The sequence below is a fragment of the Nostoc sp. LEGE 12447 genome (assembly GCF_015206985.1).
Classification (GTDB): Bacteria; Cyanobacteriota; Cyanobacteriia; order Cyanobacteriales; family Nostocaceae; genus Nostoc.
In genome coordinates this window covers 129,239-152,934 of the sequence record NZ_JADEXT010000008.1, presented here as the reverse complement: position 1 = coordinate 152,934, position 23,696 = coordinate 129,239, and the positions used below count along the sequence as shown (strand labels likewise).

Genomic DNA, 23,696 nt, shown 5'->3' with positions numbered 1-23,696 from the left:
GATATTTTAATAGAATAATCTCATCAAAAGATTCGCAGAAATATAAATGGACTGGATTACACTACTGCGATCGCTACAGTCTGATTTTATTAAAAGGTTAACATCTGGTTGTCTGCTTCATTGTGAAACCGAAGGTCAATATAGCGAGTTAACTATAATCTCTGGAGACAGATTAAAGGCACTACGGGAATTTTGCTGGTTGATGGCTGAAAAATATAAGCGTGTTTCGCCAGTCCGTGACGTGTTTATTAGCTATCTTAAAGGGAAGTTGGGTGAGGAAGTTGTCAAGGAACGTTTAGCAGATTTTATTACCGAAGTCGATTATGAAAAGCGATTCGGCGGCGATGGCAATATAGATTTTACCTTGACTTCTGACCCCTCTATTGGTATCGAGGTTAAATCTCGTCACGGTAATATTGATAGAGTTAGATGGTCAATCAGTTCTGAAGAAGTTGAAAAAAATGCAGTTGTAGTTTGCATTTTGATTCAAGAAGATGTAAGTGAAGCACAATCTCAGTATCATCTTTTTTTGGCTGGTTTTCTCCCAACCCGGATGATTAAGTTAAAGACTGGTAAAATTTCTTTTGGGATAGACCAGTTGTTGTATGGTGGAGGTTTATGGTGCTATCTAGAACAGTTACAATCTTCTCTAAATAATTCTTCTAGACAACAACCATCAATTTACAAATATCTTCCGAAGCAAGAAATTTTATCTAAGCCAACCAATAATCAGTTACTCAAATCTTTTTTTCAACCTGAATATAATAATAATGAAGATTTAAATACACTTTATGCAAAATTAGGGGATGAATATTTTGAAAAAGGAGAATATACAAATGCGATCATTAACTATAGTAAAGCGTTAAAAGTTACATCTAGCGATATTGATTTATATTATAAACGAGGTTTGACTCACTATCAAATAGGTGATTATGAAGCTGCGGTCGCAGATTATTCTCAGGCAATTCAGATGAATATTCAGGATGCTAAATCTTACAACAAACGAGGTTTAGCTCTGTCTCAACTAGGTCGATTAGAAGAAGCAATCAATGATTACACTCAGGCTATTAGAATTAATCCTAATGTTGCCGTAGCTTATAAAAACCGGGCTGAAGCTCGTTCTCATATAGGAGATAATCAAGGAGCAATTGAGGATTATACCCAGGCAATTAAAATTAATCCCCATTATGCTGATGCTTATAAAAACCGTGGTATTGCTCGTTATTTATTAGGTTCTCAGCCGGGGTTTCCTCAAGCAATCAAGATTAATCCAAAAGATGCCATAGCTTATAAAAAGCGTGGTAATGCTCGTTCTGATTTAGGAGATTTTGAAGGAGCAATTGAAGATTATACTCAGGCAATACAGATTAATCCTAATTATGCCGATGCCTATTATAACCGTGGTAATGCTCATTCTGACTTAGGGGATTTTGAGAGAGCGATTGAAGATTATACTCAAGCAATACAAATTAATTATAATTATGCCGATGCTTATTACAATCGTGGCAATATTCGTTTAGAAATAGCAGATAAACAGGGAGCAATTGAAGATTTTCAGAAAGCAGCAGATATCTATCGTAAAGAAGGTAAGCTAGAAGCACTCAAAGATACACGAGAAAGAATATTAGATTTAGAAATAGAAGAATCATTAGATATTTTAAAATTCTAGAAAATTTGTGAATTCGGATAAATAGCAATTTTCAGCTATGTTTCAGATACCCATATTTTCAGAGGATGTTTTAAAAGTCCCCTTGTCAGGATCAAAAATTTATGCTGTTGGCGATGCTTGGGTTGGACTACACTAACACAAACTCACAAAAATTCAGAAAAATCCCAAAATAAAGCACAGTACAAGCTTGTAATAAATAAACCTAGCAGGGGTCATATAACAAAACCGCCTGCCAGGAAGGTATAGTATATTCTGGCCATGTTTGATTAGGTTAGCGCTTATTTATAAAAAATAAATGCGTATCCCTAGATACAATAACTAAATACTTTGGAAAAGACAGTTAAGAAAAGTGACTAAATAGGTTAATTTCCAATTAAAACCAACAATTTTTCAAATGGGTAGATGACGGAGTGAAGGACAAGGAGACAAGAAAAAATTATTGAACGCATTCTTCCTTGTCCTTTTCCAATGCCAATACAACTCTTGGAGAGGCTGCGCCCTAAGCGTAGCTATGCCGCAGGCTTTACGGCTTCGCCCTTCAACTACGCTCAGGACAGGCTCGAAGTGCTTCGTGCCCAATCCCCAATACCTCATAATATAAGAAAGCGCTTCACACTTCTTAAATAATCAGCTTTATTAGAACAATGGCGAGAGACTTGCGGGGATTCATTAAAATTTTGGAAGAAAAGGGACAATTACGGCGGATTTCAGCTTTAGTTGACCCAGAATTGGAAATTGCTGAGATTTCCAACCGAATGCTGCAAAAAGGTGGCCCAGGGTTGTTGTTTGAAAACGTCAAAGGCGCTTCCTTTCCGGTGGCGGTGAATTTGATGGGAACTGTGGAAAGGATTTGCTGGGCGATGAATATGCAGCATCCAGAGGAGTTGGAAACCCTGGGGAAGAAATTAAGTATGCTGCAACAGCCAAAACCACCGAAGAAGATTTCCCAGGCGATAGATTTTGGGAAAGTATTGTTTGATGTGGTGAAGGCGAAACCAGGACGAGACTTTTTCCCCGCTTGTCAGCAAGTTGTGCTTCAAGGTAATGATTTAGATTTAAATAAGTTACCTTTGATACGTCCTTATGTTGGTGATGCTGGCAAGATTATCACGCTGGGACTGGTAATTACCAAAGATTGTGAGACGGGTACACCAAACGTAGGTGTGTATCGCTTGCAACTACAATCTAAAAATACGATGACGGTTCACTGGTTATCGGTGCGGGGTGGGGCGAGGCATTTGCGAAAAGCAGCCGAACGTGGGAAGAAATTAGAAGTAGCGATCGCACTTGGTGTAGATCCTCTAATTATTATGGCAGCAGCTACACCCATCCCTGTAGATTTATCAGAATGGCTGTTTGCTGGACTTTACGGCGGTTCTGGTGTGCAGTTGGCGAAATGTAAAACTGTAGATTTGGAAGTTCCCGCCGATTCCGAATTTGTCTTGGAAGGGACAATTACACCAGGGGAAGTGTTACCAGATGGGCCTTTTGGCGACCACATGGGTTATTATGGCGGCGTGGAAGATTCGCCATTGGTACGCTTTGAGTGTATGACGCACCGAAAAAATCCGATTTACTTAACAACATTTAGCGGTCGTCCACCCAAAGAAGAAGCGATGATGGCGATCGCACTAAATCGCATTTATACCCCTATTCTGCGCCAACAAGTATCTGAAATTGTCGATTTCTTCCTCCCAATGGAAGCTTTGAGTTACAAAGCAGCGATTATTTCCATTGATAAAGCATATCCCGGACAAGCACGACGGGCGGCTTTAGCGTTTTGGAGTGCTTTACCACAATTTACATACACTAAATTTGTAATTGTTGTGGATAAAGACATAAATATTCGCGATCCGCGTCAAGTGGTGTGGGCGATTAGTTCCAAAGTTGACCCAGTGCGAGATGTGTTTATTTTGCCAAATACACCTTTTGATACCTTGGATTTTGCCAGTGAAAAAATTGGCTTAGGTGGACGGATGGGAATTGATGCGACTACAAAGATTCCACCAGAAACAGACCATGAATGGGGTTCGCCCTTAGAATCTGACCCAGATGTGGCGGCGATGGTTGAGAGACGATGGGCGGAATATGGTTTGGCAGAGTTGCAGTTAGGAGAAGTAGACCCCAATTTGTTTGGCTATGATATGAAGTAACCTGTTATAGCTCAATACAGTTTAGATAGAGCAACAAAACCCTAATGTAGAGACGCGATTTATCGCGTCTTGAAAGACAAATTATCTACACCAATAACCATTAACTAAAACGTATTGTGTGATAGATAATGCAGTAATAACAGGTATCATTTAAATAAATGATACCTGGCGTAATAAAATATCAAAATGAAAAAGCTGGAGAACATAGCCTGATATAAATATCTCTTTGATCATCAGCAAAAGACCTTCTCCCATGAAGTATTCTTGTATTATCAATCATTAAAATATCGCCTTTTTGCCACGAAATTTCTGTGGTTATTTTTTCAGCAATCTCATTCAGTTCAGATACAACCTCTTCAGGGATTTCTGAATCATCCTCAAAATTAATAATTTTTGGGTTTAACTGCTTTGTAGGCAATAAACTATTAATAAATACCTGGTATTTTCCACATCTGCTAGGGATAATAGCTGGAGAAATGTATTCAAGCAGAATCGATTGATCTTCATTGACTGTCAAATGCGTATTATTTTTACGACACATTTCTTCTAGCTGATTCAAATCATCTGTTTGGTATTTTTTCTGCCAGTCCTCTTGAGATATCCGAACATTAAATTTTAATTTCTTTTTGCTGAATAACTCTTTGGTTGAACTACTAATTTCATTAAAAAATTGTCTACCATCACATACCGTAGTTTCACCATCTTCTAATGGTGGATTAGCACAGAAAAACCACAGCATAAGTGGGATATTTTTCTGATAATACATTTCTCCGTGCAACTTAATCTCAGATTTAAAGTCATTGACGCTTAAAAGAGTCTCATCTCCATTAATTACCCTTCTACTGAATGCACCACCAGCATAATTTATAAAATCGATACTCAAGAGATTGGTAAATTCTTTAAAAATATCAACATCAACATCAAATCCTCTAAAAAGTAAGATTCCATTAGCATTAAATAAGCTAATAATTTCTTCTTTGTCTAATTCTAAAATACTCACATTATCGGAATTATTAATTTCTTGAACTATGCTAGTTGATATGAAATGTGTATTTTTAGTCATATAACTTAATGAATCTTTGCCGAAATTTGAACTTACTGTTGGCGTTAACTACACCATTGACATTTTAGTACTCAATGATGTTGTTGTGTTGCATTTGTCAGCGTAGGCGTAGCCCGTCGTAGACATCGCAGGACTAAATTTTGTAAAATTAAAAGTGTTATTACAGTACTAAAATCATTTTTAGATAAGTATTTTATAAACTTATCTTTAATTTGCTTGGGTAGATTATGAGATAGAAATTAAACTCAAATCTTAGGTACTGAAGCAAAAAATTGAGCAAATTTATGACAAAAAAAGTGAAAAAGGCACCATCAAAGTTAGTAACAGGATTGGTATTTAGTTGTATTAGTGTAATGCTAAATACAGGTATAGCTCATCAAATAGCTTTAGCGAAATCGACTAATTCCCAAAAGTGCGATATTCTTGCCTACGTGACCGATACAGATCCACAAGGTTTAAATGTGCGGAGTGGTGCAAGTACAAATAACACAATTTTAGGGCAAATACCCATCAACGAAACAGTTCAAGTTATTGGTGCTACTGGAGATTGGGTACAGATTACTAATGCTAGTAATGGTTTTCAAGGAACTGGATGGGTATTTGTGCCAAAGTTAGGTTTAACAACACAGGGCTACGGTACTAATGGCGTAGATTTATATGGTAGTAATAGTCAAGAAAGCCAAAAAGTGAGAACAATTCCTGCGAATACGGCTGTCAAATTGTTAGGCTGTCAGGGAGATTGGGCGCAGGTTGAATATCAAGGTGTTAAAGGTTGGTTGACAAAGGAAGATCAATGTGGTGCTGCGCTTACGAGTTGTTCTTAGAACCTCACCCCTACCTTTCTTGCTGTCAGCAAGCTATCCATCCATTAGCGGAATATTTGTTAATCAAAATATAACTTAATTGAAAGAAGGGCTAATTTCCCTGACTTATTTGATGTAATGCTAACTTAACTCAGCTGCGATCGCTTCCACCTCAATTAAAACAGGCGATCGCAATTAGGTATTGTTATACCTGGTGGACAGTACTAACTCGCCACAGTGAGCGCAATTAGCGCGTAGTTGTGTCCCGCAAAGATAACACTACTTAGCTTTAACGGTATAATAAATTGTTATGCTCTGCGGCATCTCCTTCACCATACCTCTTATGCCAGATCAACCTGCGCCAGAAATCGAACTGCTCCGTGCGGCTTACGCGGCCTTCAACGCACGAGACATTGACGCTGCCCTTGCCCTCATGACTCCGGACGTGGCTTGGCCGAAAGCGTTCAAAGGCGGTTTTGTGCGTGGGACTGAAGAAGTTCGCGCTTACTGGACGGAGCAATGGAGCGAGATCAATCCGCACGTCGAGCCAGTTTCCTTTTACTCGGAGGAGGGCGGGCGCATTTTGGTCGATGTGCATCAGGTCGTGCGTGACTTAGCTGGAGCAGTTCTTGCCGATGAGCGCGTGGGCCATCGATTCACCCTTGAGCAGGGCTTGATTCAAGTCATGGAAGTCACGCTAGTAGGTTGAGTGGAGTGAAACGCAACACAACATTACCACCAAATTTTATGTTGGGTTATGCGATCGCTGCACCAAACCGACAAAACTACGGTTCTCAAGGTAGACGAGGTTTAATTGTTATTTTGGAATTCGTCTAACTTAGCCCGCACTGCCTGGATATCCTGCCACATCAACCATTTAGGCGCACCTCTTTCTTTAGAAGGGTTACGCAGTAAGTACGAAGGATGAAAAATCGGCATACATAAACGCCCTTCCCACTCCAGCCACTGGCCGCGAATTTTCGTAATTCCTCGCTTATCGCCAGTGATGCCTTTGACAGCAGTTGCACCTGTTAACAAGATTATTTTAGGGTCAACTAGACGAATTTGTTCTAGTAAATAGGGTAGACAAGCCGCCACTTCTGTTGGAGTAGGAACTCTATTATCTGGCGGGCGACATTTATTTATATTAGCGATATATACATCATGCTCAGTAGTTAGATTCACCGATGCCAGAATTTTCTCCAGCAATTGCCCCGATCTGCCTACAAATGGTAAACCAGTTTCGTCTTCATTTTGACCAGGCGCTTCCCCAATAACCATAATTGGGGCTTTGAGATTACCGCGTCCGACGACAGCATGAGTCCGAGTGTCTCCCAATGGACAACGGTGGCAGCGATCGCAATGCTGTGCCAACTCCGTTATGGTGGAATAAGTTCCGGGAGCGATCGCAATTTTAGCGTCTGTAGGAATTAGTTCTCGTTGGTTAAAGGTTGAGTCGTCGAAGAGGCTGAGTTGAGTTTCGCTGCTCATGAAAATTAGGATTTTGATATCAGCGCCAGCTGTTTTATCTGAGTTAAATACTGCTCTGGTTGCAGATTTATCTGAATAAATAGACTTTTGCTGAATACTTAATTATTTATACAAAATCTTATTGTATCAGTTAAGTTGAGACAAAATTCAGTCATGATAAAAGCAGTGCCGTCCTAAGATGCTGGGGGGAACCCATGTCACAGACCCCGCTTTTTGCCGATCGCACCCATGCGGGTGAGTTATTAGCGCGAGTGATTCAGGATGTTTTGACTCAGCAAACTATTGCTTCTGGGATAAAACCTGTACCAATTGTTTATGCTTTGCCGAGAGGGGGTGTACCAGTAGCAGCACCAATAGCACGTCTATTGGATTGTCCGTTGACAATCGTTGTAGCGAAAAAGATTAGCCATCCAGAAAACCCAGAGTTAGCAATTGGTGCAGTGACTACTTACGGAAATTTTCTTTGGACTGATCAAAAGCTATTTCGGTTTAAAGATGATACAAAGTTGCGCGAAGTGGCTTTAAATAAAGCTATCATCCAAGCTAAATCTCTTGAGGCTCAATTAATTACTGCTTGTCCGCAGGTGAATGCCGAGAATGCTACAGCTATTTTAGTTGATGATGGCATTGCTACAGGAATGACAATAGCGGTAGCGGCAACTGCTATCAAAGCACTGTCTCCAGCAGCAGTTTGGCTATGTACTCCAGTTGCACCACAAAGATTGCTACCTTGGTTAGAACAGTGGGGCGATCGCACAATCGTCTTGGAAACACCAGAACCCTTTTGGAGTGTGAGTAATTTCTACGCGGAATTTCCCCAAGTTGATACATTAGAGGTTCTCAGATATCTCCAGCAACAAAATACAATGGGGACAATGGATCTATCCGAGTAATTTTAAGTTTGAATTGTTTCCTTCTTTTGCTTTTTAACTATTTGAAGATGTTCCTTGCTGGTATTGCATAGCTTTGGCATAATCACCCAAAGCGTAGCAAGCGACTCTCAAACGATCAAGAGCTTCTTCTTCACTACGACGGTCTTTGATATTCCTAGCTAAGAGCAAACGTTGTTCATAATATGTAATTGCTTTGTTATAGTCACCCAGTGCTTCACAAGCAACTCCTAAACTACCTAAAGATTGTTCCTCGCCACGTTTGTCTTGAATTTCTCTGGCTAAGAGCAACCTATCTTCATAATACTTAATAGCTTTAGTATAATCACCTAGAGCATAACAAGCATTACCCAGATTTTTTAGTACCTGAGAAGCACTGCGAACATTTTTTAAAGAACGTGCTAGTACTACACACTGCTCATAATAAGCGATCGCTTTTGGATAATTATTCAAAGCATACCAAGCATTACCCAAATTTTTGAGTACCTGTTCCTCGCCCCAGTTATCTTTAAGTTCTCGCACAATCTCTAGGCTTTGCTGCTGATACTCAATAGCCTGTGTAAAGTTACTCAAAGATTTATACACCAATCCCAAATTATTCAGTGCTGCAACTTGACTCCGTTTATCTTGCAGCTGTTGCGTTATTTTCAAACACTTTTCTAGAAACTCAATAGCCTTGTTATGGTCATTCAAATGACGGTATGAATTTCCTAAATGGGAAAGTGCTTGCATTTGCAACGCTAAATCTGAGGTGTTATTGAGCAAAGACAAACACTGCTGGGAGTAAGATATCGCACCTTTATAGTCTCCAGCGCTATAAGTTACCAATCCTAAAAAAGAAAGCGCCTGTGCCTGTTTTTGCAAATCCCCAACTCCCTGAAACAGCCCCAAAGCTTGTTGTAAAGACTTCAACGCCGCAATTAATTCACCAGCTTGCTGCTGTTGAATTCCTTGCCGTAGTAGCTTGGATGCTTCCGATAAATTGTCATCATTTTCCTGTGGAGGTAGTATTTCTGCATGTGAACCAGAGCCAAATTCATGAGTAATTGTATTACGCTTCACTGGTTTTAAGTATGTTATGGGTAATTGTAGGGGAATTGTATTTTTCGAACTATTATTCCATTCGCCTTTAGGCATCAACCCCTTTCTTTGAAGTCTGGTGGTAAATATAGTGTTCCCAAAACTAGAAGATATCTTTCATCAGGTTGTTTAGCGCATCATTTAACGCTTTTACAATCAACATCTGCGCTGTATGTATGGTGCAGGCTCTCTCGCACCTCCATTAAAATTTTTCCTAGCATATTTTTACCGCTACCATCGGCTCCGCAACCCCAATAAAAATCGATGGGCGAGTTTTCAACAATTTCTGCATTGCCTGTGGAAAGTAAGATATTCCTAATATCTGTATGAGTTTGAAATTTACATAGCACAGCTTGCCGCATGATATCGTCTTTAACTTGTTCCCAATCTTGACGTAGTGGACGGGTTCTCTCACGTCCCATTCTTGCCGCATCTTTAGGTGTTTTAACTTGGCGGATTTGCTCTAAATGAGTTGTATCCACAAACTTTTGCGCTTGAAAGTAGTGTTCGCTGGTTGACCAATACAATCCATCTAATTGAAAACCGTGGGGCGAAAAGTTAGAGAAACAACCATATTCTTCACGAGTGCTATAAAAGTATATTGTCATAGAAGTTGATCGGCATTCGAGATATAGTTTGAATTAATTATTACTTATTTATACCAATTTTCTATCAAATTTAACTTCATAATTAATTCATTTACCGAGCCGTTTCTTTATATACTACCTAAACTTCATAATTCGTTTAATAAATATTAAGTGCATCATCATGTAGAGTTAATATTACTTATTCCTTACAGTTTGCTGAAGTTAAGATAAGGAATATTAATAATTAATCCCCCCTTTATTCCTGAAAAAAGGGGGGTTGTGTCCCCTATTTTTGAGAGTATTTGGGAGGATATTCAAGAGATAAATGCTAATAATCTACAATTATTAATGATTTATTCAAGTAAAACGCACCTGTAAAAAGTTAGGTGTTGATTCAAGCAACAGGTACGGTTACATTAGTCACAGAGGCATTATTTAGGATAGGTTGGCGGGTTTTCAAGTCAAATTTGAATCCATGTGGCAAAATGTGAAGCTTTGCTCCGCAAATCGCCAAAGACTCATCCTTCAAGATTTCACCCATATTGTTGTATGTAGCTTCTGATTCATCAACAATTGTCACCGCACCTGCACCAATCACTTCAATTTGATTATCGGTTACGACCATAGCGGTATTCTCGTCAATACCGAATCCTAAAACAGCAGGTTCTAGTATTAAAGCTGAAATTAAGCGTCCCAAACGTCCACGTTGGGAAAAATGCTGGTCAATTACCACCCCTGGTAAAAAGCCTAGACCAGGGCCCATTTCAACAGTTTCAATTCGAGGATGCGTTTGAGAATCACCTTCAACTATCATTTTATCTGGCATCACAGCAGCGCCCGCACTTGTACCGGCGATAACTACACCTTCCGCGAACCGTTTATGAATGGCCGCATCGATTTCGGTATCCTTGAGGATATTGGTGATGCGAGCTTGATCTCCACCAGTAAAAAATACCCCAGTTGCTTTATGAATTGCTTCTAATGCGGTAGAGGATGATGCGTCTTCGCGGGTTTCTGTATCAATAATGCGAACATTTTCGGCTCCCAACCGCTCAAAAACTCTAATATAATTTTCTCCCACTTCTCTTGGTAATTCTGTCGCAGCCGTCATAATGACAATGTGCGCCTTCGTACCTCCGGCGCGTCGCACAAAGTCTCGCAGAATTTGAGAATCTCCATCCTTATCTTCTGCTCCCCCAATAATTACCAACTGCCGTTTGGGATTACTTTCCACCATGATGCCCCCTGATGTGAGTTAATAAATTTCACTAAACCATGACAATTAAACTATCAAATCTTCCTTGTGGTAGATTACCCAATAGAAGGTAGTATTGAAATTTGCGCTTGCAATTAGACCAAAAGATTTTTCAGGCAAATTACATACAAAAATAGCTATCCTCAGAATTAATTTTCTTTTACTAAATAAAAACCCTAAAACCAACTGCCTCTAGAGAGATTTTCTAGAGGCATTATTGACTGCGTTTCTAAATTGCCGATTGAAAATTTATCATGCAATTGTTGGTATTAACTCTCGCTGGGTGCAAATTAGATATCTGATAGATATCTGATGGTAAATCCTAATGAATGCGACTTCTGTAAAGCAAGTTAGTCAAGAAAAAACGTGCTTGTTCTAGTGGGAGATGTCTGGGTTTACCTTGGTAGACGATTTGATATTCATTTATGTCAGGCCCATCACCATGACCGGAGATCAGCTTTTGGTGAAAAGCTTCCTCAGCAAGTTCTCGAATTTCATCTCTTAGATCAGCTTGTGTGCTATTCATGCTTTGCTGTCTTTTCAATACCGCATATTTACTTATACAGATTTTGGGATGCGTGTTACACCTTTCAAAGGTTATATCTTTGCCCATTCATAAGGATGAAGTGACTATTCTTGATTCTTTGCTGAGGAAAAGAAATTTAATTATGCCTTGAGATAGTTAAAAATGCTTACTAATAGGGTTAGTGTAGGTTCTGATTAGATCAATGGCTTTGCCATCACTCTCCAACAATTAATCTGAATCAGCCTCCAATCAACAAGTCTGAGTAACGATAACTCAGCATAGAAATTTCAGGGTGTTTAGCCAAAGGTTCGTAATCAATGGTTCTACAAAAAAGCAGTGACTTAGTTCGCATTAATGCTAGAAGAACGGATGTATTCGATATTTTCAACTTCAAGCATTATGTTGGCCCCAACCCCTATTTAGATGTAGGGGCGCTAGTATTTGACTTTGCTCTAGTTGACTCTAGAGAGCCTTTGCCCATAGAAGATTATATTGCAAGCATTGGCGATCGCTATCCAAATCTGGGCAGTCAAAGCTACGAGTCCCATGCCTATCTATTTGCCCAAGTTGTGTCCGAAGTCGGAAAGCTTGATATGGATTTGCACCTTAAGCATTGGAGTGTTAAGCCATATCCAGATTTCGCGCGAATTAGCGTCCAATCACTACATGAACGCACAACTAGAGAGGTCGTTTATTTTGTTTGGGATTGGTTTGAAGCCATTACCCAAGACGAAGACTTTAACTTTGAGGAGCAGCTAGTGAGGCTGCAAAATAGGTTTCGCGCATCTGTTTATGGTGGCCCCACAGTTTACGCTTTATTGCGAACAGCCTACGAAAAAGGTATTCCCGCCTTTTATTTGTGGGAAGAAGGATTAATGCAATACGGCTTTGGAAAAAAACACGTCCGAGGAGTAGCAACCACATTTAACTGTGATAGTCATCTAGATTCAGAGTTTACGACCCGTAAAGATGACTGCAAAGCATTTCTAAAAACCTTGGGTTTCCCAGTCCCTGAAGGCGATATCGTCTTTTCTGAAAAGGAAGCCTTGGCAGCAGCCAGACAAATTGGCTACCCAGTGGCAGTTAAGCCAGTGGTAGGTCACAAAGGAATTGGCGTTACGGCTGACGTACAAGACTCAAAAGAACTGGAATCTGCTTATAATAGAGCATTAGCAGCGATTCCTGAAGATCAGCTAACTCGGATAATTGTTGAGAAAAGTATTTCTGGATCAGATTTTCGGATGTTGTGTGTCAATGGTAGATTTGTCGCCGCCACAGAACGCCGTCCAGCATCGGTTGTCGGTGATGGCTACTTAACGCTTGCAGAATTAATCCGCCTAGAGAACCGCAAACCTGCACGTTTAGATACGCCCACCTCACCCATGAGTAAAATTCAGATTGATGAAGCGATGGAACTTTACTTAGAGGAGCAGCGCTTATCACTAGACAGCGTGATTGAAAAAGGACGCACTGTTTACCTGCGTAAAGTTGCCAATCTTTCAGCCGGAGGTATGAGCATCGATTCAACCCACACAGTTCATGATGACAATATTATCTTGGCACAAGATATTGCCCAACACTTCCAGTTGACTTGCCTTGGTATTGATGTAATTACCAAAAGTCTCTCCGAATCTTGGAAATCTAGTAACTTCGCTATCCTGGAAATCAACGCTGCACCAGGAGTTTTAATGCATCTTAAACCTTCTGAAGGCGAAAGTGTTGATGTACCTTCTCATATTCTAGAAACCTTTTTTGAGTCGGGTGCAGATGCGAGGATACCGATTATTACCTTTAATAAAATCTCAGTTGAAGAACTGCAAACAACAATTGACCATATCCTTTTGCAACATCCCAACTGGACAATTGGTGCTGTTTGTCGTGATGCAGTTTTTGTGAATCGCTCGAAAAAAGTATTAAGCAAAAATTACAATAGCAACGTCCAAACTTTACTCCGTCATCCCAAAGTTGATTTGCTGATTGCCGAATATGCGGAAGACATCTTAGATGAAGAGGGGATGTTTTACCGGAGTAGTAATATCGTAGTTTTGGATAATCCTACCGAAACTGAGATGATGCTAGCGCGGGATGTCTTTGATGGTTCTACTGTGGTGATTAGAAAAGGCAACGATATTTCTATCCGTCGCAAAGGGTTGATTGAAGATTATACTTTGGCTGAAGATGAACCATTTACACGGGTTTATTTGAAAGAAACTGGAACGATTTTGTGAGCTAGCTTAAGAGGTTGCTTTAAAAGCTATTGGTTGGCTGTGATTTAGGCACTTTTTTATCTCCTAAACCCTCTTTTTTAGGCTACGGTGTATACACATCCCTCTACAAGCTCAAAATGTTGTAGATCCTCCTAAATCCTCCTTAAAAAGGAGGACTTTGAGAGGTTTTTGCTTACTTAAAAATTGTTGTTGGGGGATAAAAAGGCTGTGGGAGACTCCATGATTAATTCTAATTGATACAACGTAAGCTAAGTTATATTCAGCGATTGTTCTAATAAATATTAAAATTTCAGAGATAATAAGATTTTATTTCCAGACTTTAGAGATTTAATATGTATCTGTGAGGCTTTGATTGGGACTATATAGTATATAGCGATTTGTGGATCGGGCTGCTTCAATTACCCTTGTATTCGGGACAATTTTGGACATTCCAAAAGCAGTTTTTTTGGTGTGGCGAAAATTTCGTGAAAATAACTAATTTTAACCAAAATTTTAACCAATTATAACTTTTTAAGTCATATCCAATTGCTAGAGTGAATTTCACCACCACTTTTGTGATGCCGCGTGATCCAAACAATTTACACATCGAAAATTGGACGGCGCATGGGCTTCAATTATTCTCAGAGATTATCAAACAATGAAATGTAAAGCAATATCTTCCTTTGCGCTCACAAAGCTGTTTTTTGCCTGTGGCATAAGTTTATTGAGTGCGAAATTGGTAGCAGCCGCTGTCACCTACAGCGCATGGCCTAGCAGCACAACTGTAGTCACTGCTGATGGCTCTAACCAGTTCGGTGGTAATCTCAGTGGTTTGTTCTACGACCCAGCGACTGGAATGCAACAAGCTGTGTTGTGGGGAGTGCAAAATTCGCCATCAAAACTCTATAACCTGGTTTGGAACGGCAGCACTTTCGTCAAAAATACTGCTAATAATTGGAGTTCTGGAAAAACGTTGCGCTATCCCAATGGTACTGGTGCGCCAGATGCGGAAGGCGTGACCAAAGCCGAGTTTTCTTCAACAACTATCTACGTCTCTACTGAGCGAGATGGCAGCGGCTCGAACCGCTTCAGCGTACTGAGTTATGACAGCAGCAGTAGTGCCACCACCCTCAATGCTACTAAGGAATGGAACTTAACTTCTAATTTGCCAACGGTTAGCTCCACTAATTTAGGCTTGGAAGCGATCGCATGGGTGCCAGATAGTTATTTGCAGGCTAATGGATTCATAGATGAAAGTACCAATCAGCTCTACAACCCAGCCAATTATCCGTTACATGGCACGGGATTGTTTTTTGTTGGATTGGAAGCAAATGGACAAATTTATGCATACGCGCTCAACTCCGACTCTACATATACGCGTATTGCTACCATTGCCAGTGGTAATACAAAGATCATGGATTTATCCTTCGACCGCGATAATGAGACTTTATGGGCGTATTGCGACAACAATTGCAGCAATCGCTCAACCCTGCTCGCCATCGATACCGCCGTTGGCTCGTCAACGAAAGGCAAATTCATCATCCGCAAGGGTTACGAACGCCCAAGTTCGATGTCAAACATTAACAACGAAGGTATCGCCATTGCGCCCAATTCTGAATGCGCCAGCAATCTAAAACAGTTCTTCTGGGCGGATGATTCCGAAACCAGCAATCATGCGATTCGTCGTGGAACAATTCCTTGTGGACGATTGTTTTAAGCTGACATTGATCCTCTTTTACTAGTGCGAGGTTTAGGTCTGCTGTGACGTTCTTTCCCGTTAATCTGATGGTATAACAGGCGGGAGAGAACGTCATGTTTTCACTTGACTGCCTGTTACATGCGATCGCTGCTTTAGTGCAACTTTGCCTCGAAAATAATTTTTTGTCAATCAACGCCAACCCATCTTCTGGCTGTTTTGCTTTCAGCAGGTAATGCACATGATGCACAAAGCATAGAGTTTAAACTTATACTTTTCTTATGCCTTTTTGACGGCATAAATAAAGACTTCGCGGCATTCTAAGCGCGTTAGAGGATGTTTGAAAAGTCTTCTTCTTGGTAGCAAAACGTTTTAGATCCACCTAAAATCCCCCCTACAAAAGGGGAATTTAATTCTTGTCCCCCCCTTTTTTTAAGCTACGGTGTACAGACATCTTTCTAGAAAAACAAGTAGTGATTGAAATTGATGGAGATAGCCATTTTACAGATGAAGGTCAAGACTATGACATAGAAAGAACAAGAATTTTAGAATTCCATTCGCCCAATAGTTTCCAAACTTTCAGTATAAAAAAACTGCAAGCAACCGATTAGCAGTAAGGCTTTCAGTAATAAAAGTAAGCTAAACTCTTATAGCCAAGTATTGACTAAAAATATTTCATAATTAAAGATAGAACATCCCAATGGAGAACATAAAAATGCTAGAACAATATCGTAAACACGTTGCTGAAAGAGCAGCACTCGGTATTCCCCCTTTACCATTGGATGCGAAGCAAACCTCAGAATTATGTGAATTACTGAAAAATCCGCCAAAGGGTCAAGAGGATATATTATTACATTTATTGCGCGATCGCGTTTCTCCTGGTGTTGATCCAGCAGCTTATGTCAAAGCTGGATTTCTCACCGCGATCGCCAAGGAAGAAATCACCAGTCCGTTGATTGCGCCCATCGAAGCGGTGCAATTGCTGGGCACAATGATCGGTGGTTACAATGTGCAATCTTTAATCGATTTGCTGCAATTGCCTACTGTATCCGTCTCCGACTCATCCGAAACACCTCTGGTAATGGGTGGACAAGGAAAGGAACCCATCGCCGCTTATGCCGCCAACGCCTTAAGCAAAATCCTCTTGGTGTATGACGCTTACCACGATGTTTTAGAGTTGTCTAAAACCAATCCTTTCGCCAAACGGGTGGTTGATTCTTGGGCGGAAGCTGAATGGTTTACCCTTCGCCCCACAGTTCCAGAAGCGATTACTGTCACCGTTTTTAAAGTTCCTGGCGAAACTAATACCGACGATTTATCCCCCGCCCAAAGCGCCACAACTCGCCCGGATATTCCCTTACACGCCTTAGTGATGTTAGAGTCACGGCAACCGGGAAGCTTGGCAACCATTGCCGAATTGAAGAAAAAAGGGCATCCTGTAGCTTACGTGGGAGATGTAGTTGGTACAGGTTCTTCGCGTAAATCTGCCATCAACTCAGTATTGTGGCATACAGGAAATGATATACCTTTTGTGCCAAACAAACGCGCTGGGGGTTATGTTTTAGGTGGTGCGATCGCGCCAATTTTCTTTAACACAGCAGAAGATGCCGGTGCTTTGCCTATTCAGTGCGATGTCACCAAACTCGAAACCGGCATGGTAATTACCATCCATCCCTACAAAGGCGAAATCACCAACGAAACAGGCGAAGTCATTTCCACCTTTGCCCTCAAACCTGACACCATCCTCGATGAAGTCCGCGCAGGTGGACGCATCCCCTTACTTATCGGCCGTACCCTCACCGATAAAACTCGTCTTGCACTTGGTTTAGAACACAGCACAGTCTTCACCCGTCCTCAGCAAGCCTTTGATACAGGCAAAGGCTATAGCCTAGCACAGAAAATGGTAGGTAAAGCTTGCGGATTACCTGGTGTGCGTCCCGGCACATCTTGCGAACCCATCATCACCACCGTTGGTTCTCAAGATACCACAGGCCCCATGACCCGCGACGAATTAAAAGAACTCGCCTGTCTTGGTTTCAGTGCAGACTTAGTGATACAAAGTTTCTGCCACACAGCAGCTTATCCCAAACCAGTAGACATCCAAACCCATCACGAACTCCCCGATTTCTTTGCTTCTCGTGGCGGTGTCGCCCTCCGTCCCGGTGATGGTATTATCCACTCTTGGTTAAACCGGATGCTGCTACCCGACACCGTGGGAACTGGCGGCGACTCTCACACCCGCTTCCCCTTGGGTATTTCCTTCCCCGCCGGTTCTGGATTAGTGGCCTTTGCAGCCGCCTTGGGTGTCATGCCTTTAGATATGCCAGAGTCAGTTTTGGTAAGATTCAAAGGTGAATTGCAACCAGGTATCACCCTGCGGGATGTCGTGAATGCCATTCCCTACGTAGCAATTCAAAAAGGTTTGCTGACAGCAGAGAAGCAGAACAAGAAAAATGTCTTCTCTGGGCGGATTCTGGAAATAGAAGGTTTGCCAGATTTAAAAGTTGAACAAGCCTTTGAACTCACCGATGCTAGCGCCGAACGTTCTTGTGCCGGATGCACAATTAAGCTGAGTGTAGAGACAATTTCTGAATATCTGCGTTCTAACATAGCGTTGTTGAAAAATATGATAGCACGGGGCTATCACGATCCGCGTACCATGCTGCGCCGTGTGGCAAAGATGGAAGAATGGTTAGCGAATCCCGTGTTATTAGAAGGCGATGCCGATGCGGAGTATGCCGAAATAATTGAAATTGATTTAAACGAAATCAAAGAGCCAATTGTTGCTGCTCCCAATGACCCCGATAATGTTAAGTTATTATCGGAAGTTGCTAATGATCCAGTGCAAGAAGTATTCGTCGGTTCTTGCATGACAAATATTGGTCATTATCGGGCAACAGCCAAAGTTTTGGAAGGTGCAGGTGAAGTGAAAACTCGCCTGTGGATAGCACCACCAACCCGCATGGATGAACACCAATTAAAAGAAGAAGGTGTATACAGCATTTTTGGGGCTGCGGGTGCTAGAACAGAAATGCCAGGATGCAGTTTGTGCATGGGTAATCAGGCGCGAGTTGCTGATGGCACAACAGTGTTTTCTACCTCTACCCGCAACTTCAATAATCGCATGGGTAAAGATGCGCGAGTGTATCTTGGTTCAGCAGAATTAGCCGCAGTTTGTGCGCTGCTGGGACGGCTTCCGACAGTGCAAGAATATTTAGATATTGTAGCGAGTAGAATTCATCCTTTTGCAGATGATTTATATCGGTATTTGAACTTTGATCAAATTGTCGGTTTTGAGGATGAAGGGCGTGTGATTGCGTTGGAAGATATGCCGAGACTTGAGGATATTTTGGGTATGCCAGCTAGTAGTTTGCGTTAGTAAATTTAGTAGGGTGGGCAATGCCCACCTCACACCACAATTTCAATAGGTGAATATCAATGGAATTTTACACAGTAGTACTCAAGCAAAGCGCTGGTTATTGGGTTGCTTTGTGTTTAGAAAATGGAATTGTAGGACAGGGCACTATTCAAGAAGATGCTATCAGCAAGCTAAAAGAGGCTATTGAATCTTTTGAAATTGTTTATGAGTCTGAAAGCAATATTTATAAATCTCCCATTTCAATAGATGAATTACATGAATTTTTATTTGTTGAAGAAAAAGAACAAGATTCAGAGATATATGAATTAAGGAAGGTTTATGCCTAAAAACATACCTTCCCTGAAACCAAAGCAGTTAATTAAGCTTTTAGAACAAGCAGGTTGCACATTTCATAGAGAAGGAAAAGGCGACCATTGTTTATATACTCGTGAAGTTGATGGTAAAAGGAGAGTAGTTCCTATAGATATGGGTGCAAGAGAAATGTCTCCTGGTTATGTTTTGCGTATTTTTAGGCAATTTGGTTTTACTGATGAGGAAGTAGAAAGTCTTTTAAGTTAAATAAATTTAAGTAATTTTAAGTTACGCTATGACATTTAGTAATCTCATGAAGCATCTGTAGTAAAGTTTAATCTTAGACCAAATTGCTGGGCAAGTTTTTGGTAACGCATACGCACTTCTTCGATTGATATATCTAATTGAGCAGCAGCATAATTAACTCGTTCTTCATTAATTTCTTCTTGGGGATCTAGAAAGGGGTTAAAAGCATCAACATCCCTAGAAAGCAGCTCGCGATCTATTTTATCTTGACAAATCCAAGATAATGCTCTGAGTGTTATTACCCTCGTATTTTGATTCTCAGATGACAACCTGTTTAGTAACTTTTGTATAGTCTGAGTATCTCCAAGTTGTACTAGTGCTGCCTCTACTGCTTGCTGCACCTCGCTATCAGCATTATTGAGCTTGGCAATCAAGGGTTCAAGCACTCGTGGATCATTAATCTTTCCTAGTGCCCCTGCTACTGCCTGCTGCACATCGCTATCGACATGATTTAGCTTGGCAATCAACGGTTCAACTGCTCGTGCATCTTTAATCTCTCCCAATGCCGATGCTACTGCTCGCTGCACATCGCTATCGGCATCATTGAGCTTGGCAATCAGGGGTTGAACTGCTCGTGTATTTTTAATTCTTCCCAATGCCCCTGCGACTGCTTGCCGCACAAAGTTATTGGAATCATTGAGTTTGGCAATCAACGGTTCAATTGCTCGTCCATTTTTAATTGCTCCCAAAGCCCTTGCTACTGTTTGCCGCACATCGCTATTGGCATCATTGAGCTTGGCAATTAGGGGTTCAACTGCTCGTGCATCCTTAATCTCTCCTAGTGCCGATGCTACTGCCTGCCGTACACCACTATCGGAATCATTGAGCTTGGCAATTAAAGGTTCAACTGCTCGTCCATTTTTAATTCTTCCCAATGCCGATGCTACTGCTTGCTGCACATCACTATCGGCATCATTGAGCTTGGCAATCAAAGGTTCAACTGCTCGTCCATTTTTAATTCCTCCCAATGCCGATGCTACTGCTTGCCGTACATCACTATCGGAATCATTGAGCTTGGCAATTAGAGGTTTAAGTGCTTGTGCATCCTTAATCTCTTCCAATGCCGATGCTACTGCTTGCCGCACATTGCTATCGGCATCATTGAGCTTGGCAATCAGGGGTTCAACTGCCTGCTTTTCACGTTCGTTACCTAGAATTCTGCATATTAGAGCCAACGCTTGTGTGTCAGATGTTAGATTACTGATAAAAGAGATTAACTGCTCCTTCTCTTTTATTGATGGTTGCCAACGCTTTATTCTAGGATGAAAATTAACATTGAACAATCGGAGTACTCCGGCTGCGGCATGGGAAGTGGGGGGGCTGCCCGTAAGCATTTCTAGCAAAGTATCTATTATTTCAGGCATATTATCAAAAAATATTTGATCAACTGGGAAAAGTATAATTCGCTTCCAAAGTATTTTCTCAATGATGAGAGCTGCCTTTATTGACTCCTCTTGGCTTAACTTAAGACGAGATGCTTGTTCCAAATAACATTTATGAAAAGTTTCCAGTTCGTTTGACATTGATGCTGTAGTAATCATTCCCAAAAGACCACCACAACCACCACGAACTTTTGCTTCTCTTCGTTGAAATTCTTGAAGAAGGATCGAACATAGTATTTCTGCCCACTGAGATTCAGCCAATTCTATAGCAGCAGTATCTACACTAGTTCCCGAAAACGGTGTATTGCCATCACGCTCACCAACATTCCTAACAAACTCTTGCAATATTTCCATTGCCATTTGTTCACTGGCATTAGGCTCATCAGCTAAACACAGAGCCGCCAGTACTGCACGGGGACGAGCCGTAATCTGAGCATCTTCTGTTTCAATTGGTTTGAGGATAGCTTGCAAAACATCGTCCACATCATCATCATTGCAGGAGGCTACACAAAGACGTAGTGCCTCTCGCCAGTTTTCAGTTACCACTACTTCTTGCTGACTGCGAAAAACAACAGGATGATCAGATTGCACTTCATTAATTTGGGCAGCAAGTGGGGCTACATAATCAGCAAGGTTGAGAGAGCGATCGCGGTTAGGGAAATGACCTTGCACAAGTGCCAATCCTGCCAAGTATTCTTGAAATGTGAGGTGACGAAATTCAAATACAGGAATGTCTCTGCCATTATGTGGAATAACACCCGCTTCTACTAAAATGCCTGTGCGATGTTCCAATAAACTCAGAAATTCTTTAGGTGTGTGCTTTTTTACCTCATGAAGATTGGGATATTCTTCTCGGAACTTTTCAAATAACTCTATCACTTCATCTTTCCGAAGTTGCTGTACTCCTCTATGACACATGGCATAGGCAATATACTCTAATTGCGGTAGTGCTTCATCATCATCTATAGGTTTGTCTACTTCAGAGCGCCAGTTAAGTAGTACATCTACTGCTTGTGCATACAACTTATGTCGGCGAGTCGGCAGTTTACCAACTTTACGCTTAACCAACGCCATTGTAGTAAGCAGCATTGGATTACCAGTAAGACGTTCAATGCGTTCAGCACTGTGAATGTCTTGAATCAATTCTGTTTCTGCCTTCTTTTTTCGCTCTGGTAATTCGGTAATATCACACCAGCGATGAGCAAAATCATCTTTATCTTTTTTTATCAGTTCAGCTACTGTAACATGCTCAAACTGCCGCCCTATGCGGTATTTCATTTCCCGATAGCCAACAATGCGGGAGGTAACGATTATGGGGGCTTGTTTATATGCGTCACAAATTTTTTCAATCTGTTGGCAGAATTCAGCTCGTAAAAGAGAATCTGTGATCTCATCCAAGCCGTCTATAAGTAACAGTGCTGTACCTTGTTTAAGTTTTTGTATTAAAATGCCACGCAGAGCAGTGCATTCAGGCTCGCTCATCTCGTCCTTACGCAAGATGTAATGCAGAATATCGTCTAATGAACGAATAGGGCTGACATTTTTCAAATCTCGACAACGGATAATAATTGGTAGCCAATCCTCATCAGGAAGTGTAGATACATCAGGCAAATCTTTCCAGTCTGGATCTTTTTCGAGCCGCAGCAAGTAGGCTGTGGTAATCCAACGAATCATAGTAGTCTTTCCTGCCCCTGGATCTCCCAGCACAACTAATCGTTTAGCCTTAGCCAGTCGTTCTCCAACAGGAACCCGCTTACCTCTATCTTCCCTTTCGTCTTTTTCTTCACTACTCCAGCCTGCTCTCCTACGCTGCATAGCAATGCGGCGCTTTTCAATTGCCGCTAATTCCACTTCCTCAACTTCAGCATTGGAGACAATTTCTACTTGGACGCGGAGTGCTACGTAAAGCTGACGCAGTAACAGTTTCTGGGTGGCAATATGGCGATCAAACTCTGGTAAGTTAGCTAAGTCTATAATGTCGCAGGACTCCAAAACCAGTTCCCGATAACGCTGTTCTGCGTCATTTCCCCCCTTTACATAATCGGAAGGTACTTGCAAAGGATAATATTTCTTCAGAGCAGTAATTAAATCATGTTGTGCTTTTGTAGGATCTTGCCAATATTGAGCAATGCATTCATCAAATGCCACTGTCTCTACGTCAGCTTCTTCATCCATTTGTACGCAAAAGATTCGTACTCGATAGTTATTTCTTGCAGCGTTAACAATCTGACGTGCCCATTTTGTTCCCAATGCTTTGATAGTTCCACAAAGTACCACCGGACTACCACTACTCAAAGCCTTAGAAGCTTCTTCAACGAAAGATTCTCCTACCATTACCGTTCCCCGATGAGCTACTTCATAGCCAGCTTCTCGAATCGGTTCCCCTAATTTTTCGGCAAACTCCTCTTCTCCCTTTGCATGGGCTATAAGAACCTGCTGAAGTATTTTTTTCATTTGACAGCCCTTAGCAAATCAGATACACCTTTAGACCAGTCTTTAATTAAGTCAGCATACTTGATATCAGCTAATATGGCAGGTGGTTTGCCTCCGGTCAGCAAAACTGGTAAAATTTTAACCCCGTGTCCACTCAGTTGCTGTGCTAAAACCGACATCCATTCACGATTTACCCACGGAGATAGATCAGATGAAGAATAACACAATACTAAATAACTTAGTCCTTCCAGCCCTTCATTGACGCGCTCAACTATAGAATCACCAACATCGATTTTCCATTCAGCAAACCACACTTGATGCCCAGCACTAACTACTTCTGAAGCTAGTTTTTCAGCTGGCTCAGTATCAATTTGTCGATAGCTTATAAAAACGTTAGCCATAATATAGTAAGTTAATCTTTAATTTATACTTAATTTTAAGTATACTTGGTTAATTTAAAAACTCATATCTAGTCAAATAAACAA

Annotated in this window: 20 protein-coding genes; 12 read left to right on the top strand and 8 right to left on the bottom strand. The window is 41.1% G+C overall.

Annotation, left to right across the window (positions count from 1 at the left end; all coding sequences use genetic code 11):
- The first annotated feature begins 46 nt into the window (after nucleotides 1–46).
- Nucleotides 47–1,669 (top strand): tetratricopeptide repeat protein, encoded by a 1,623-nt coding sequence (locus tag IQ274_RS11995; protein ID WP_194142389.1) that lies wholly within the window; start codon nucleotides 47–49, stop codon nucleotides 1,667–1,669.
- A 644-nt stretch (nucleotides 1,670–2,313) separates the two neighbouring features.
- Nucleotides 2,314–3,822: a UbiD family decarboxylase gene (locus IQ274_RS11990; RefSeq protein WP_163928426.1), complete on the top strand. Its 1,509-nt coding sequence runs from the start codon at nucleotides 2,314–2,316 to the stop codon at nucleotides 3,820–3,822.
- 181 nt (nucleotides 3,823–4,003) lie between these two features.
- Here the strand turns inward: IQ274_RS11990 and IQ274_RS11985 are convergent, their stop codons facing one another.
- Nucleotides 4,004–4,885 (bottom strand): TauD/TfdA family dioxygenase, encoded by an 882-nt coding sequence (locus IQ274_RS11985; protein ID WP_163928427.1) that lies wholly within the window; start codon nucleotides 4,883–4,885, stop codon nucleotides 4,004–4,006.
- A 284-nt stretch (nucleotides 4,886–5,169) separates the two neighbouring features.
- On the opposite strand from IQ274_RS11985, the gene IQ274_RS11980 reads away from it, so the two are divergent.
- From IQ274_RS11980 to IQ274_RS37330, 3 genes are all read left to right on the top strand, one after another.
- Nucleotides 5,170–5,709 (top strand): SH3 domain-containing protein, encoded by a 540-nt coding sequence (locus IQ274_RS11980; protein ID WP_163928428.1) that lies wholly within the window; start codon nucleotides 5,170–5,172, stop codon nucleotides 5,707–5,709.
- A 322-nt stretch (nucleotides 5,710–6,031) separates the two neighbouring features.
- Nucleotides 6,032–6,397, top strand: coding sequence for a nuclear transport factor 2 family protein (locus IQ274_RS11975; protein ID WP_194142427.1), 366 nt, complete (start codon nucleotides 6,032–6,034; stop codon nucleotides 6,395–6,397).
- 5 nt (nucleotides 6,398–6,402) lie between these two features.
- Nucleotides 6,403–6,525: a hypothetical protein gene (locus IQ274_RS37330; RefSeq protein ID WP_265578538.1), complete on the top strand. Its 123-nt coding sequence runs from the start codon at nucleotides 6,403–6,405 to the stop codon at nucleotides 6,523–6,525.
- Here the strand turns inward: IQ274_RS37330 and IQ274_RS11970 are convergent.
- Nucleotides 6,499–7,179: a uracil-DNA glycosylase gene (locus IQ274_RS11970; RefSeq protein ID WP_185583826.1), complete on the bottom strand. Its 681-nt coding sequence runs from the start codon at nucleotides 7,177–7,179 to the stop codon at nucleotides 6,499–6,501. The two genes, IQ274_RS37330 and IQ274_RS11970, sit on opposite strands and share 27 nt — an antisense overlap.
- A gap of 194 nt (nucleotides 7,180–7,373) precedes the next feature.
- On the opposite strand from IQ274_RS11970, the gene IQ274_RS11965 reads away from it, so the two are divergent.
- Nucleotides 7,374–8,072 (top strand): phosphoribosyltransferase, encoded by a 699-nt coding sequence (locus tag IQ274_RS11965; RefSeq protein WP_194142388.1) that lies wholly within the window; start codon nucleotides 7,374–7,376, stop codon nucleotides 8,070–8,072.
- Between the two features lie 33 nt (nucleotides 8,073–8,105).
- Here IQ274_RS11965 and IQ274_RS11960 read toward each other — a convergent pair whose 3' ends face one another.
- From IQ274_RS11960 to IQ274_RS11945, 4 genes are all read right to left on the bottom strand, one after another.
- The gene (locus IQ274_RS11960) at nucleotides 8,106–9,206 is read right to left on the bottom strand and encodes a tetratricopeptide repeat protein (RefSeq protein ID WP_194142387.1); all 1,101 of its coding nucleotides are present in this window, start codon (nucleotides 9,204–9,206) and stop codon (nucleotides 8,106–8,108) included.
- A gap of 80 nt (nucleotides 9,207–9,286) precedes the next feature.
- Nucleotides 9,287–9,757 (bottom strand): NADAR family protein, encoded by a 471-nt coding sequence (locus IQ274_RS11955; RefSeq protein ID WP_194142386.1) that lies wholly within the window; start codon nucleotides 9,755–9,757, stop codon nucleotides 9,287–9,289.
- A 373-nt stretch (nucleotides 9,758–10,130) separates the two neighbouring features.
- Nucleotides 10,131–10,973 carry a cyanophycinase gene (locus IQ274_RS11950; protein ID WP_163937444.1) on the bottom strand — a complete coding sequence of 281 codons (843 nt, stop codon included), beginning with the start codon at nucleotides 10,971–10,973 and terminating at the stop codon, nucleotides 10,131–10,133.
- Nucleotides 10,974–11,313: 340 nt separating this feature from the next.
- Nucleotides 11,314–11,517 (bottom strand): hypothetical protein, encoded by a 204-nt coding sequence (locus IQ274_RS11945; RefSeq protein WP_041565287.1) that lies wholly within the window; start codon nucleotides 11,515–11,517, stop codon nucleotides 11,314–11,316.
- A 317-nt stretch (nucleotides 11,518–11,834) separates the two neighbouring features.
- On the opposite strand from IQ274_RS11945, the gene IQ274_RS11940 reads away from it, so the two are divergent.
- The 6 genes from IQ274_RS11940 (at nucleotide 11,835) to IQ274_RS11915 (ending at nucleotide 19,357) form a co-directional block, all read left to right on the top strand.
- Nucleotides 11,835–13,745, top strand: a complete 1,911-nt coding sequence (locus IQ274_RS11940; protein WP_194142385.1) for an acetate--CoA ligase family protein — start codon at nucleotides 11,835–11,837, stop codon at nucleotides 13,743–13,745.
- Between the two features lie 637 nt (nucleotides 13,746–14,382).
- A complete protein-coding gene (locus tag IQ274_RS11935; protein ID WP_194142384.1) occupies nucleotides 14,383–15,441 on the top strand; it encodes a hypothetical protein in 1,059 nt (352 codons plus the stop codon).
- 395 nt (nucleotides 15,442–15,836) lie between these two features.
- Nucleotides 15,837–16,031 carry a hypothetical protein gene (locus IQ274_RS11930; protein WP_194142430.1) on the top strand — a complete coding sequence of 65 codons (195 nt, stop codon included), beginning with the start codon at nucleotides 15,837–15,839 and terminating at the stop codon, nucleotides 16,029–16,031.
- 104 nt (nucleotides 16,032–16,135) lie between these two features.
- Entirely contained in the window at nucleotides 16,136–18,799 is a 2,664-nt protein-coding gene (acnB, locus tag IQ274_RS11925) for a bifunctional aconitate hydratase 2/2-methylisocitrate dehydratase (RefSeq protein WP_194142383.1), read from the top strand.
- A gap of 59 nt (nucleotides 18,800–18,858) precedes the next feature.
- Nucleotides 18,859–19,125: a type II toxin-antitoxin system HicB family antitoxin gene (locus IQ274_RS11920; protein WP_163937456.1), complete on the top strand. Its 267-nt coding sequence runs from the start codon at nucleotides 18,859–18,861 to the stop codon at nucleotides 19,123–19,125.
- Nucleotides 19,118–19,357, top strand: a complete 240-nt coding sequence (locus tag IQ274_RS11915) for a type II toxin-antitoxin system HicA family toxin (RefSeq protein WP_163937459.1) — start codon at nucleotides 19,118–19,120, stop codon at nucleotides 19,355–19,357. The genes IQ274_RS11920 and IQ274_RS11915 overlap by 8 nt, the downstream gene beginning before the upstream one ends.
- Nucleotides 19,358–19,401: 44 nt before the next feature.
- Here IQ274_RS11915 and IQ274_RS11910 read toward each other — a convergent pair whose 3' ends face one another.
- On the bottom strand, nucleotides 19,402–23,232 hold the full coding sequence (locus tag IQ274_RS11910; RefSeq protein ID WP_194142382.1) for a HEAT repeat domain-containing protein: 3,831 nt from the start codon (nucleotides 23,230–23,232) through the stop codon (nucleotides 19,402–19,404).
- Nucleotides 23,229–23,612 (bottom strand): toll/interleukin-1 receptor domain-containing protein, encoded by a 384-nt coding sequence (locus tag IQ274_RS11905; RefSeq protein WP_163936561.1) that lies wholly within the window; start codon nucleotides 23,610–23,612, stop codon nucleotides 23,229–23,231. The genes IQ274_RS11910 and IQ274_RS11905 overlap by 4 nt, the downstream gene beginning before the upstream one ends.
- Nucleotides 23,613–23,696 lie beyond the last annotated feature (84 nt).

Bases quoted from the DNA above. Each gene is read 5' to 3' on its own strand.
- IQ274_RS11995 (WP_194142389.1), top strand. From the start codon at position 47: ATGGACTGGATTACACTACTGCGATCGCTACAGTCTGATTTTATTAAA.
- IQ274_RS11990 (WP_163928426.1), top strand. From the start codon at position 2,314: ATGGCGAGAGACTTGCGGGGATTCATTAAAATTTTGGAAGAAAAGGGA.
- IQ274_RS11985 (WP_163928427.1), bottom strand. From the start codon at position 4,885: ATGACTAAAAATACACATTTCATATCAACTAGCATAGTTCAAGAAATT.
- IQ274_RS11980 (WP_163928428.1), top strand. From the start codon at position 5,170: ATGACAAAAAAAGTGAAAAAGGCACCATCAAAGTTAGTAACAGGATTG.
- IQ274_RS11975 (WP_194142427.1), top strand. From the start codon at position 6,032: ATGCCAGATCAACCTGCGCCAGAAATCGAACTGCTCCGTGCGGCTTAC.
- IQ274_RS11970 (WP_185583826.1), bottom strand. From the start codon at position 7,179: ATGAGCAGCGAAACTCAACTCAGCCTCTTCGACGACTCAACCTTTAAC.
- IQ274_RS11965 (WP_194142388.1), top strand. From the start codon at position 7,374: ATGTCACAGACCCCGCTTTTTGCCGATCGCACCCATGCGGGTGAGTTA.
- IQ274_RS11960 (WP_194142387.1), bottom strand. From the start codon at position 9,206: ATGCCTAAAGGCGAATGGAATAATAGTTCGAAAAATACAATTCCCCTA.
- IQ274_RS11955 (WP_194142386.1), bottom strand. From the start codon at position 9,757: ATGACAATATACTTTTATAGCACTCGTGAAGAATATGGTTGTTTCTCT.
- IQ274_RS11950 (WP_163937444.1), bottom strand. From the start codon at position 10,973: ATGGTGGAAAGTAATCCCAAACGGCAGTTGGTAATTATTGGGGGAGCA.
- IQ274_RS11945 (WP_041565287.1), bottom strand. From the start codon at position 11,517: ATGAATAGCACACAAGCTGATCTAAGAGATGAAATTCGAGAACTTGCT.
- IQ274_RS11940 (WP_194142385.1), top strand. From the start codon at position 11,835: ATGGTTCTACAAAAAAGCAGTGACTTAGTTCGCATTAATGCTAGAAGA.
- IQ274_RS11935 (WP_194142384.1), top strand. From the start codon at position 14,383: ATGAAATGTAAAGCAATATCTTCCTTTGCGCTCACAAAGCTGTTTTTT.
- acnB (WP_194142383.1), top strand. From the start codon at position 16,136: ATGCTAGAACAATATCGTAAACACGTTGCTGAAAGAGCAGCACTCGGT.
- IQ274_RS11920 (WP_163937456.1), top strand. From the start codon at position 18,859: ATGGAATTTTACACAGTAGTACTCAAGCAAAGCGCTGGTTATTGGGTT.
- IQ274_RS11915 (WP_163937459.1), top strand. From the start codon at position 19,118: ATGCCTAAAAACATACCTTCCCTGAAACCAAAGCAGTTAATTAAGCTT.
- IQ274_RS11910 (WP_194142382.1), bottom strand. From the start codon at position 23,232: ATGAAAAAAATACTTCAGCAGGTTCTTATAGCCCATGCAAAGGGAGAA.
- IQ274_RS11905 (WP_163936561.1), bottom strand. From the start codon at position 23,612: ATGGCTAACGTTTTTATAAGCTATCGACAAATTGATACTGAGCCAGCT.